The sequence below is a fragment of the Dysgonomonas sp. 37-18 genome, assembly GCF_001899125.1.
Taxonomy (GTDB): Bacteria; Bacteroidota; Bacteroidia; order Bacteroidales; family Dysgonomonadaceae; genus Dysgonomonas.
Genome location: NZ_MKVC01000017.1, coordinates 68906 through 82380 on the forward strand (window position 1 = coordinate 68906; position 13475 = coordinate 82380).

A 13475-nucleotide genomic window follows, 5' to 3' on the forward strand; every position below is an offset into this window, starting at 1 on the left:
TACACTTATTTTTGGTCTTTATCCAATAAATATACTACCCACCTTGGCTCTGTTTTATAATAATTTAGGATTCGGTGTTACATCGTTTTATTCTCGAGCCGTCTTTATCACAAAGTGCAATATTCTTATCTTCTTAAGTAAATCAGATTCGCACTTGTTCTAAAAGTATTTACGCTACCATATTCCGATATTATTTTTCGGTATATAACTGTAAAGATTTTTTCTCTTTGGAAAAAGTCATGGGTGTCTTATTCTATTTTATAACGACAATCGGACATTAAGAAGTGTAAAATATTTATTGATAGATCGTGCGTTGCTACTGTCTTATTCGTTTGCTTTTATTGAGGAGTATTTATGATAAATCAATTAATTTCTATAAATAATCTAATTATTCTTTGGAGAATCAGATAACATACAAACTATTAGAAGCTTTACACAAAGGCAACCATAAAGCATTTGAAACTATATTTCTGAAGTATTTTCCGAAAGTAAAGTATTACATAAATGGCTTTGTCAAGTCTGTTGCTGTTGCAGAAGAACTAACTCAGAATGTATTTGTCAAAGTTTGGGAGAATCATGATTCGTTTACGATAACTTCTAAAGGGATTAAAGGCTTTGATTCATATATATACACGATTGCCTATCGCCAAACGATCGATTACATCCGAGGCAAACAGATTCGCGAATCATTTTATAATGAACGAATAGTATTACCCTTAGACTTAGTAAATGCTGAGGATGAATATATAGCAAAGGAAACCATGCTGCTGGTAGAAATGGAAATAGAAAATATGCCTGAAAAGCAGAGGACTATATATAAGATGAGCAGAAATCAAGGGATACCGAACGATAAGATAGCCGAACAGCTAGAGATAAGTAAAAGAACAGTCGAAAATCAATTGAGCTTAGCAATGAAAAAAATTAGAAATGTACTATTATTTTTCTTTTAAAAATAATTATTCAAAAATCTTATTATTAGTGTATTATGTAACTAAAGAGAGAAATTTATTTTTTTGACCGTGCGTAGATATAGGCTAGATCGTTTTTAATACAGAACGTGAAAGTAAAGCTCAACAAAAAATAGAAAATGAATAATATACCAACTAAGCAATATCATAAGCTTATAAGCCGGTTCTTTGAGAATAGATACTCCGAGAAGTTGGAAAATAAGATCCATGCATGGCTGGTTAATCCTGAAAATTCTGAAGAAAAGCAAAAAGCTATGCATAGGCTCTGGGATTCATTAGATAATCAGGAAGATTTATCTTCTAAACAAGAATATGAAAAGATTACAAAAAAACTAGGCTTTAATAAGAAGAAAAGAATGAGCCAACATCCTTACTACTGGCTTCGTGTAGCAGTAGTGGTTTTACCTTTACTACTATTGATAGGAATATATAATTTGACGAAGGATGTTCAGAAAGATAAAGATAAACAGGTGGTTGTAGTTGATGTTCCTTATGGCAAACATGAAGAGGTGAGGCTCGCTTGCGGTTCGCAGATATGGATTAAATCGGGGAGTAAAATAAAATATAATGAAAATTCGAATGACGGCGCAAGAATTATTAATCTGGAAGGGCAAGCTTATTTATCAGTAACAAGGCAGAATGACATGCCATTTATAGTACGCACAAAATATCTAGATGTAAAGGTCCTTGGAACCCAATTTAATGTATCGGCATATCCTGATGACCAATCAACTGTTGTAACACTAAATAAGGGTTCGATTGCTATACGAACTATTGACAATAAGGAATTTAAACTAAAACCGAATCAGCAGTTTGTATTAAATAACACAACCAAAGAAGGGATCATACGTGATCTGGATATAAATGTAGTTAAAGATATTGCGGATTGGACGAATGGGAAGATTGTATTTAATAATGAAACACTAAAAGCAATTGCCTTAACGCTTAAACGAGAGTTTGATATTGATGTAGAAATTGATAAAGATGTCGATCTCAATAGAAGTTATACACTAACGATAGAACAATCGGATAACATAACTGAAATAATAGAGATATTCAGATGTCTGGATAATAGCTTATCCTATAAAATAGAAAAAAATACGGTATATATAAGTAATAATAAGACAGAATAACCAACTTAAAAATGCAACTATATAACAAAATGTATCCACTTATGTATGGATATAGGCTTTACATGCTCAAAATGATACTTTTTTTAGTTTGTTTCTATGCATTACCCGCACTATCGGCACAGGAGAGCAGCGTGACAGTTGTAGGACAAAATATTCCGGTGAGTGAAGTTCTATCTCAGATAGAATCTCAAACAAAATATTCTTTTGCCTTTGTAAACTCCAACTTTAACACAAACCGTAAGATAACAATTAGGTTGCATGACGCTGATCTGAAAACTGTTTTAGATCAGTTGTTAGCAGGTACAGACTATACTTATACTATACGTAAAAATCTTATTTTTTTATCTACGACTAAAACCTCGAAAAAAAAGGGAAACCTTGTTTACGCAAAAGATACTAAAGAAAGTCCGGCAGTATCTGTTAAGGTGGACAAAGAGTTGAATGAGGAAATAAAAATAATGCCTGTTGATCTTTCATTACCATCAGAGAGTAAGCATGTCACTTTGGAATCGATACCCTCAGCAAAAGATTCTTTGGATTTGAACAAAATGGTTGATATTCTGAATAATATGACAGATTGGAGACCAATTCAAGCGAAGACTCCTCTATGGGCAGTAAAAAGTAACTTGTTGTTTGATATGACTAGCTCGATTGCTTTTGGAACAGAAATCAAAGTCGGAGAAAGATACAGCATCGACATGTCTTTTAGTTACAATCCATGGGAGTTTAATGTAAACAAGAATATGAAACATATACTTGTACAGCCTGAAATTCGGTATTGGTTATGTGAACCTTTCAGTGGTCATTTCTTCGGATTGCATGGCGTCTATGCTCATTATAATTTGACTGGGCTTCCATTCTCGGATTATATTAAAAGCAGCCGTTTGCAGGGAGACCTATATGGTGTTGGATTTAGTTACGGATATCAATGGAGTATGTCTAAACGTTGGTCGCTCGAAGGAAATTTTGGAATGGGTTATGTGCATGCTGATTATGATCGATATGCTTGCAAGAGTTGTAAAAAGTTTTTAGGTAGTGAGAGCAAAAACTTCTTTACTCCCACTAAGGCTTCATTATCTGTGATTTATTTTATTAAGTAACAGTTTGTAACAATCAAGAGAGAATAAAAATTGGCAGACATACTTCTAAATATGTTTGACTAATAAAATATAACAAATATCTAAAGCCTTTAATGAATGGCTTAAGTAAAATCATATGAAACGAATATTAATATTTATACTATTCACAATCATTGTATTAAATGTTTCTGCAAAGGGATATACAGGACGAATCATTTTTATAAGTAACGAGGTAAAAGAAGAGAATGATAGTCTTCATATATACTTTAAAGTAAATATCCGTGCAGGTGCTGTCAGTGATTGTACTGCCATGTATTTAACACCTCAGTTAGTTTCAAATGAATCAATTATGGAGTTTCCCTATATGCTCATTTCCGGAAATAAGAAATACAATCTAATCGAAAGATGGAGGTCTTTAAATAAAGATAAATTTGAAAATATTGTTCCCTATACAACCATTATTACCAATCAGTTTACAGATACATTACTTACTTATGATTTTAAAGTTCCGTATGAGATGTGGATGGATAGTGCACATTTTGTAATCAAGCAAGAGGTAACAGGGTGTAGAAATGAAAGTCACATGTTTACTTTTTTGATGAACAATAAGGCAAAATTAAAATTTCAGACTCCTTATCAGGTAAATCCTTTCCTTTCTTATATAGAGCCAAAATATGAATCTAAAATATTTACAATACATGGAGATGCATATCTTGATTTTCAGGTAGGGAAATCTGTTATTCTTCCCCAATATAGGCATAATAAGGATGAGTTAGAGAAAATAGATACTTTGGTAAAAGGTATTATCAATGATCCTGATTTAAAAATAAAAAGCCTATTTATTGAAGGTTATGCTTCTCCTGAAGGTTCATATGCCGCTAATGATCGTTTGTCTTATGCACGGGCAATATCCTTGAAAAACTATATGAAAGATAAATTTGGTTTTTCGGAAAGCTTCTTTCGGGTAAATAATATTGCTGAAGATTGGGATAGGCTTAAACAGCTGGTACTTCAATCGAATATTACATACAAGAATGAAATAATAAATATTATAGATAATACAGATACTTCTGATGGATACGAGTTTGAACTGAGAAAACTAGCAAATGGAGTACCTTATAAACAAATATCAGACGAATTATTTCCTCAATTGAGGCGTGTTGAATATAATATAAACGTGACGGTTAAAAATTATACACTCGATCAGTCCAAAAGTTTATTTCGAAAAAAAGACTCACAACTCAATCAATTGGAACTTTATGAAATAGCTCAAAGCTATGGTGAAGGGAGTAAAGAATTTGTAGAGATATTAGCCGATACTATTCCAAAATATTATCCCGGCGATCAAACTGCAAATAATAATGCAGGTGCAGCTCTTATCTTAGTAAATGAATTGTCTCTAGCTAAAAGAAATCTATTAAATGCAGGCTCTAATCCACCCACATTAAATAACCTTGGTGTCATTTTTTTGAAAGAAGGAGATCTGGATCAGGCTGAAGACTTGTTTCGAAGGGCTTTAACAGGAGGGGTTTCAGAAGCAAATCATAATCTACAGGAGTTACAGATCAAACGAGAAGATAATCTCAAATTGGAACGATATAATAAGTAAGGATGAGAGGTGCGATTAGAGTATTGATAATCATTAGAAAAACATTAGATTTTTAGATGCTGATTCTAACTTTTTTATAATGAGATATATAAGATCGTCCTCATCTGATATGCCTAGTTTTGTACTATAAATTAAAGTGATTGATAATCTCGAATCAGAAAAACTGAAAAAGATTTATTCGATAAATAATTTATAAAGAGAGAATCCATAAATAATTAATTCAAAAACAATTTTAAAAATGAAAGTATTTTTCAACTATTTAATTGCAACTTCAGCTCTGATAGCCGGTTTCACAAGTTGCTCCAATGATGATGACCTAACAGGTAAGGGTGGAAATCCTACTCCTAATGGTAAAGCTACAACTTTTACTCTTTCGATAGCTCAGCCAAAAACTTATGCAACAGATATAAATGCTACTGCCGATGAAAATATGATCACTTCAGTTGATGTATTCATCTTTAACGATAGCGATGTCCTTGAGAAACGTGAACGTTTGAGTAGTTCAGACTTTACCTCGTCTACAGATAATGAGTACATAGCTAACAGGACAATTGCAACAACAGTTGGAGCAAAAAAAATCTATGTGGGTGTTAACTTATCAGACGAATTAGCAAGAGATGTTGCAAGCAGGGGGCTGACTGCAATATATCAAGTTTCAAGCGCAAATGATTTAATGAATCCTGCAAACGGATTTGCTATGTTCAGTAAAGTTGCATCAAATCCTACTTTTGTAGAAGAGACTGATACTAATGCTGCTACAGCAAACAAAGTATCTGCAACTGTATCTCGTTTATTAGCAAAGGTAGCTGTAGAAAAAGGCGTAGGATTGCAATATAATGTATTGGGTGGAACAGTATCTGACTTACAATTTTCACTAAGTAACATTACGAAATTATATTATGTACTCCCTAGTGCTTCAACGTTTAGTCCGACCAATACACTAGCTGATTTTTATAAAGAAAATACTTATAAAGCTGTAAATGCAAATGGTACAACTATTACTACAGCAAATGTATCGTATGCTTTGGAAAATATATCTGCTCAGAGTCTCGAAGGTTATTCTACCTACACTTCTATCCGTGCAAAATTTTTACCAACTAAAGTTGTAAAACTAAGTGTTGCCGGAAATGGTTCTAGCGGATTAGTTAGTGAAACGGCTCCGGTTAATCCCCAAACATTCTATGTTGTATCAAATGCCGGTGTTAAATATTATTTTATAGATCAAATAGATGCTGCTGCTTATGATGCTACAATAAATGGGACTACTCCAACTATGATTACCTATCAAGACGGATATTGTTTTTACAAGGCCTATTTGAATCCGGCACACAATTATAATATTTTCCGTAACAACCTTTACAAAGTAAATATTACTGCAATAAATGGTTTAGGACAAAGTGGAGATAATATCGATAATCCGGGTCATGAAATATCTAAACCAACTAACATTACAGTTGATATAGTGGTTGAGCCTTGGGCAGAAAATACTCAGAATAGTGAAATTTTATAATTCTAACATTAAAAGAAAATAGTTAATACCGGTATCGCAAAGCAATGATACTTTGCGATACGGATTAACTCAATAAAAAGATTCTCTTATTGACAAATATTTATAATGAAACACTTGAAATATATACCGCTATTATTTCTGATTCTGTTAGTTTCAATGCAATATTCTTGTATTGACCAGAAGCTGGAAGATTGTCTTCCCGAAAATAAAGATATACGTGTATATTTTGAATACACACCTCGAATCTACTCAGGTACTATTCTGGATACAAAAGAAGTAAAGGATATAAAGCTTTTTATATTTGATAAAGATGGCAACTTTATGCAAGAAAAGCATGATGCTCAACCATCATTCGGAACAAATTATTACATGACTATTTCTCTTCAGCCAGGCACATACACTTTTGTTTCATGGATAAATTTAGAAGATCCATATAAACAAAACAGCTACTCGAATTTAGATGAAAGACGAGTATATATTGAAAAAGATAAAGATGATACTGTCCGAACAAATCCTCTGGCATTATTTTATGCCTACAGAACATCGGTAGATGTAAAAGAAGAGCAAGATCAAAGTGTGAGATTATCTCTTACAAGAAATACGAATACAATAAATATTAAGACGAAAAATTTCGTACCAAGCAGCAACGATTACAAGCTGATTATAACAGCACGTAACGGTATTTATAAATTTGACAACTCATTCGCTTCCGATACGGAAGAGGTTCATTATACAAGTTCTCTACTAATTGGCGGAGATCAACAATTGTCAGGTTCTCAGAATATACTCAGATTGAGTAAAGACCGTAAAGATCCTATCCTGAAAATTCTAAGTCCTATAAACAGCCAGATTGTCTATCAGGCCAATCTGATGACTCTTATCGAAAAAGTGAATGAAGGCGGAGAGGTGATAGATATCGAAAATACACATACATATGACATTCTATTGACATTTGCTCGCCCTTATGTTCCCGGGCAATCCAATATGGATATAACGGTTACCATTAATGGATGGGTCGTAAATATGGATAATACAGAATTACAATAACTCTTAATAATATAGAAAACAGATAATCGATGAAGCAAATATTTTTTTATATACTACCATTACTTTTGGTACTAATCGGCTGTCGTGACGATTATGAAGAAGGAGATCACTTTCCCGTATCGAAAGAAGGTAAAGTACGAGTGCCATTTAGCATAAGTATGCCGGCTCAATTGCCAAGAACATACGCATTGGATGAAAACGATGAAAATGAAGTTAGATCTATTGATATATTGGCTTTTAAAGTAAATGGAAATGACGAAACCTTCGCTTATCGCGCACAAGCCGAGCAAGGATCCATAGTTGATGATGGAGTTAATAATAAGAAAAAGTTTGTTGTTACTCTCTTTAAAGATGGTACCCAGACATACCGATTTGTTGCTTTGGCTAATGCGAAAGATCAGTTGGATAACACTTTTGCCGGAGGTATTACTGTGGGGGCGTCTAAAGATGCCATAATGCAACAATTGCAACTTACAGGTATAAATAAATGGAATGTAAATAATGAAACTGCCGGATATTTACCGATTCCGATGTGGGGAGAAACGCCTAATAGTATAATAATTCAAGATAATACTACAATTACAGACTTGAAGCTACTACGTATGGTTGCCAAGATTAATGTCAAAATAGATCCATCAATAAGCGAGAATAGTTTTGCTCTATCAAGCGTGTCTTTATACAACTATTATAGCTCGGGAAGGGTTGTTCCTGATGCTGGAAATCTTGTGCCAGGTAGTAGCTCATCCGTAGAAAAGCCCACAGTAACAGGTACAACAACTAAAGGGCCTATCGACTATGAAGGCTCTGGTATAGTTATAAACAATAGTATTATTAATAACATATATACTTTCGAATCTTTAGTACCGAAGACAGCTTCTGAAGTGAATCTGAGTAAAGTAACAACTTTGGTGCTGGGAGGCAAATATAATGGTTCTACCGAGGTTAGTTATTATCGTGTTGATATCGCTAACGGGAAGACCTATTTGGATATACTACGAAACCACCTATACACAATTAATATAACCAAAGTGAAATCGGCAGGGTATGGTACTAAAGAAGATGCATTCAACTCAAGACCTATCAATATTGAGGCGGAGGTTGTTGTCTGGGATGAAGCTGCGATTGGCAATATTGAATTCGATGGGCAGTTTATGCTTGCAGTTTCTCAAGGGAAGTTTGACTTTACAAAAAGTGCTTATACTACATTTAGTGATGATAATACAGTAAGCATTAAGACTGACTACAAAAGTAATGATGGTAGTATACAAGGGTGGAAAGTAACCTCTATCATCGATGACAGCGGTAATCCTATAAACGATTGGTTAAAAACTTCAGTTAATAAAGGTGATGCTAATGTTGCTACCGATATGCAACTAATTCTGACTGAAAATAATTCGGGGGCAAATCGACTAGGATATATTACTATCAGTGCCGGAAGGCTCACTTATAAGATTGAAGTGAGACAAAGTATGGTTCCTCCACTCGAACTGAGATTGAAAAAATTGAACGGTGTAGAAATCAATGAGCTTATATTTGAGAGTCAATCGGCAGGTATAATTCCTGATAATCAACAATTTGTAGCTTCGTGGATGCCTATTGATAGGGAATGTAGTTTGACTTATTTAGGATTGGGCGGAAAGCCTTTTAGCTTTGGTTCAGGTTCTGATACTCCCGGATTGAATGGTATACTTAATACTTCTGCTGGAGGTACAGGAAAACAAACCTTTACGATTGCTCCGGCAGCTCTGACTCAGGCCGAAATAGATGCAAATCCTCTTATAGAGAAGGCATCTAAAATTGACTTTACTCTATCTAATGGAGCCGGTTTTACTACCAAAACGATCTATTTGCGCCAAATACGCTATGGGGTACAGTCTGTACTAAATCAATATTATATCTTAGATAATTCACAACAAAGTATGAGGATAAAGTCGAATAGCTTGTGGAAAATCAGAAGCGTGAGTGATCCACAATCATTATTGATTTCATTCGATATGAACCAAAATGGAGGCTACAACGTAGCAGACGGTGATCTTTTACTTTTTACCTTAAGAAAACCGGTTACAGAAGCTGATCTTTCGTCGTATATTATATTTACACTTTTTGATTCTGCAGGTAAATATGAGGATGTGCAGGTACAGATCAATCCTGTGGCTTGCGGTATAAACGGAGTAGCAGTTCCTTTGAAAATCGGTAATCGATCTTATTTGACTCATATGTATGGAACGAAATGCTGGATGGTGGAAAACTCTAAAGAAGGTACAGCAGATGCTGTGTATTTTGGGGGAGCTATTACAGGAACGACTTGGACTAATGGATCTACTTATTCGCCATCAGCTAGTAACGGACAGTATTATTATGCAGATGTACATAGAAATTCAGCATGTCCAACAGGATGGCATTTACCTGCAGCTTCAGAAGCTTCAAGTCTGATAAGCTTGGTAAATCAGGATATAACAAATACCGGAGGAACGAAAGGGGCTCAGTGGTGGGCAGGGCCGGCTGTAACGGGACTAAACTCTTCGAGTGTAAATGCTACATTAACAGGAGGCGCTTTATATACTAGTAGTCCTGCTTACACTTGGAAAAACTGGTCACAAGGAGGTTATTGGTGGATAAATGGTGGCACAGATTTATACGGAAATTCAACCAAATTAGCATCTGAGACAGGACGAAATACTCAAGCTTTCTTATCGGTACGTTGTGTAAAAGATTAAAATAAAAATCAACAAGAACCGGCAATGGAAAGTAAATTTCCATTGCTCGTTCTGAATAAAAAAAGAAACTTGATGATTAGGAATAGTTTAACAGCTTTAATCGTATCTTTTATACTTACTCTTGCTATTGTCTCGTGCGGAAAAAAGAATCAGCATTATATAGAAAAAATAATAGAAAAAATGGAGAAAGGAGGTACATCCGAAGAAACTATAGACGTAGAACTTTATACAATTGATTCTCTTAACTTTGCCACTCTCGATTCCCTCGGTCTCACAAAACAGTATATAAATGCCTGGATAAAACTGTACGTGGATAAGAGTGGAACAGAAAAGTTAGTTAGAGATTCTAAGAGACTAATAGATCGCTTGGAAAAACAATCTCCGGAAAATATAGAAATTTTCATTAAAGTTATTGCTCATAACAATGCTCTCAGAGAATATCCAGATGCTACAGCGGCTATTGTTGCTTATGCCTATGGAATAGATGTGCCGGCAGATGGATATAGTGAAATTGCAACACGTCTTCTTGTGTCCACAAGACTTCCCGGAAATAAAGCTCCTCAGATTGAAGGACTACAATCTATGACGGGGGTAAATTCGACTTTAATTTTATTTTACGATGGTAGTTGTGGTATTTGTCAACACTTATTGGATGAGCTGGCAGATAACTACAGTAAATTGATAGAAAGAGGAATCAGAGTTGTGACAATATCTGCAGATGGGAGTAATGAGGCTTTTGAACAGAATATTCGAAAATACCCATGGCCAGATAAATTATGCGATTATCAATCGTTTAGCGGTATAAACTTTAAACGTTTTGGTATAGCAGCTACTCCTGAGATGCTTGTGATAGATAAAGATGAAATGGTAGTAGATCAGTATAGAAATTTGCAAGAAACAAAATTATTGGATTAGATTATTTCTGTTTGATTACATTCCATCTGATAATATATAAATAAAAAATGAAGACAATAATAAAAATAGCTCTAATTATCTTTTCGGGGATATTCTTTGTATCCTGCGAGAAAGATGAGAACACGTCTGTCGTAACTTCTAACAAACATGTAATCCTCCTTTATTTGGGAGGTGATAACAATTTATCTTCCGAAACTTACCAGAAAATAGAGGCTATTAGGCAAGGCTGGAAAGACGGTGCTGATAAAAAGTTGTTGATATATACGGATTCAGCCGATACGACCCCATCATTAATAGAAATAGCCACAGAGAATGGGCAAAACATAAAGAAAACAATCTATAATTACAACGAGGAGAATTCTGCAAGCAAAGAAACTTTGTCTCGTGTTATAAAAGAAGTGAGAAGTCTTTATCCCTCTTCCTCATACGGTCTCATCATTTTCTCGCATGCTTCTGGCTGGTTACCTCAGGCTACATTAACAAGCCCAAGGTCTATTATTATGGATAAGAAGGATGAAATGGAACTGGTTGATTTTGCTCAGGCCATTCCTGATAATACGTTTGAATACATCATTTTTGAAGCTTGTTTTATGGCTGGTATAGAAGTCGCCTACGAATTAAAAGAAAAAACAAATTATATTTTGGCATCCTCAGCAGAGATCATATCTCCTGGCTTTACCCCAATTTATCCCAATAGTATAAATCATTTATCGGGTTCTTTAGATGGACTAAAACTGTTTGCAAAGGATGCTTTCTCTTGGTTTGATAATAAAACGGGGTATTTGCATTCGGCTACATTTTCTATTATTAGAACGTCAGAACTTGATAGGCTGGCCGGATGGCTTAAAGGTAATTGCGACTTATCTAAGCAAGTTGATATAAATACAATTCAACACTTTGACAGATATTCTTATAGTCTATTCTTTGACCTTGAAGATTATTACAGTGCATTGCTTGAAACAGATGCACAGAGAAATATGTTAAAGAGTTTGATTTCCAATTGTGTTTTATGGAAGGAGTCCACCTTATCCTTTATGAAGGATTATAACGGCTTTGATATAAGAAACCATTCGGGGTTGACGGTATATATAGGTCAAAAGCAATACTCTTATTTAAATACAGAATATAAGAATTTGAAATGGTATAAAGCTTCAGCTAATGTAGAATTAGAATGATAATGACAATTAACATTCTGGCACAAATATCATATCGAAATACAGGCGAGTCTCAAGCCTGTGTGTAGTTTTGTAAAGTTTGCGGCCATGTGGGTTGAGATAATTCGCATGGCTTTTTTACATTAAAAACGAATATTATTCAATAACAGATATCAATAAAGCTGAATTTGATTCTTTAAGAATAGATGATTAACTCGATATATTTTATTGATGGAAAAACAAAAAATATTATTTTTACTGTAATTGTTTTCAGATATATGATAGTTAAGGAAAATATATAAAAATAGAGGTATGATAAGAAAATATAGTATAATTAAATTTTTATTATGGGTTATCTATCCAATAGTCATTCTGTTAGTACTAGGGCTTCTATTTGTGACATGTATAAAAAAAGGGTCTGAACAAAATAAGAGAATGGATCAGAATGAACTCGGATTAACACCAAAAACATTCCGTATAGTGGCTATCCCTGATGCATTAACCCAAGCCAATGAAAGAGCTGATTATCTATTGTCTCATTATTGGGATAATTTCGATTTTGCCGACACCACCTATATCCATTTGCCCGAGATTACAGAACAGGCATTTGTAGATTATATTAATATATTTCCTCAATTAGAGAATGAAAAGGTCTACTCTTCGATAACGAAAATGTTAGGACAGTCTATAAGGCAAGATAAGACGAACAAAGTATACTCATATTTTCTGGATTTGTATAAAAAGTATCTATACGATGCTAATTCACCGATGCGGGATGATGAATATTATATCCCCGTTGTTGAGTGCATACTTAAAGATACGACCAATGATCTGACAACGAAAGAACGCGCAAAGTTTTCCTTAATGATGATGCAAAAGAACCGTAAAGGAAATGTTGCGACAAATTTCACCTATACTCTTCAAGCAGGGAAACAGAGAACACTACATCAGATAAAGTCTGAATATACTTTATTGATGTTTTACAACCCTGATTGTCATGCCTGCTCGGAGACAGTTACTTACCTCAAACAATCAAAAATAATCAATACTCTTCTGGCAGAAAGGCGGTTGAGTATTTTCGCATTTTATCCGGATGATGACTTGAGTATTTGGAAGAAGCATCTTTCGGATATTCCCGAAACTTGGATAAATAGTTATGACCAGAAACAAGAGGTGAAGAATAAGTTATTATATGATTTGAAGGCAATACCATCTCTTTATCTTTTAGATAAGGAAAAAAGAGTATTACTTAAAGACGCTAATGCTGCAGACATTGAACTCTTTCTAAAAACAAAGGTATCATCATCAATGATATATGATAATGATACCTCCCGATTTTGATT

The 13475-nt window shown here is 34.3% G+C and carries 10 protein-coding genes; all 10 read left to right on the forward strand.

Going from position 1 to position 13475, the window contains the following annotated elements; genetic code table 11:
• The first annotated feature begins 395 nt into the window (after positions 1–395).
• The 10 genes from BGO84_RS06645 to BGO84_RS06690 all read left to right on the forward strand — a co-directional run bounded on the left by BGO84_RS06645 (position 396) and on the right by BGO84_RS06690 (position 13473).
• Positions 396–950 carry an RNA polymerase sigma-70 factor gene (locus BGO84_RS06645; protein WP_291028559.1) on the forward strand — a complete coding sequence of 185 codons (555 nt, stop codon included), beginning with the start codon at positions 396–398 and terminating at the stop codon, positions 948–950.
• Between the two features lie 137 nt (positions 951–1087).
• Positions 1088–2101: a FecR family protein gene (locus BGO84_RS06650; RefSeq protein ID WP_291028560.1), complete on the forward strand. Its 1014-nt coding sequence runs from the start codon at positions 1088–1090 to the stop codon at positions 2099–2101.
• Between the two features lie 71 nt (positions 2102–2172).
• A complete protein-coding gene (locus BGO84_RS06655) occupies positions 2173–3201 on the forward strand; it encodes a DUF3575 domain-containing protein (RefSeq protein WP_291028561.1) in 1029 nt (342 codons plus the stop codon).
• Positions 3202–3316: 115 nt separating this feature from the next.
• Complete coding sequence (locus BGO84_RS06660) at positions 3317–4789, forward strand: DUF3868 domain-containing protein (protein ID WP_291028562.1); 1473 nt, start codon at positions 3317–3319, stop codon at positions 4787–4789.
• 238 nt (positions 4790–5027) lie between these two features.
• Positions 5028–6299: an Mfa1 family fimbria major subunit gene (locus tag BGO84_RS06665; RefSeq protein ID WP_291028563.1), complete on the forward strand. Its 1272-nt coding sequence runs from the start codon at positions 5028–5030 to the stop codon at positions 6297–6299.
• 105 nt (positions 6300–6404) lie between these two features.
• A complete protein-coding gene (locus BGO84_RS06670; protein ID WP_291028564.1) occupies positions 6405–7346 on the forward strand; it encodes a FimB/Mfa2 family fimbrial subunit in 942 nt (313 codons plus the stop codon).
• Positions 7347–7375: 29 nt separating this feature from the next.
• Positions 7376–10063 (forward strand): FISUMP domain-containing protein, encoded by a 2688-nt coding sequence (locus BGO84_RS06675; RefSeq protein ID WP_291028565.1) that lies wholly within the window; start codon positions 7376–7378, stop codon positions 10061–10063.
• 72 nt (positions 10064–10135) lie between these two features.
• Complete coding sequence (locus BGO84_RS06680; protein ID WP_291028566.1) at positions 10136–10978, forward strand: thioredoxin family protein; 843 nt, start codon at positions 10136–10138, stop codon at positions 10976–10978.
• A 47-nt stretch (positions 10979–11025) separates the two neighbouring features.
• Positions 11026–12153 (forward strand): clostripain-related cysteine peptidase, encoded by a 1128-nt coding sequence (locus BGO84_RS06685; RefSeq protein WP_291028567.1) that lies wholly within the window; start codon positions 11026–11028, stop codon positions 12151–12153.
• Between the two features lie 414 nt (positions 12154–12567).
• On the forward strand, positions 12568–13473 hold the full coding sequence (locus tag BGO84_RS06690; RefSeq protein ID WP_291028568.1) for a DUF5106 domain-containing protein: 906 nt from the start codon (positions 12568–12570) through the stop codon (positions 13471–13473).
• The last annotated feature ends 2 nt before the right edge of the window (positions 13474–13475 follow it).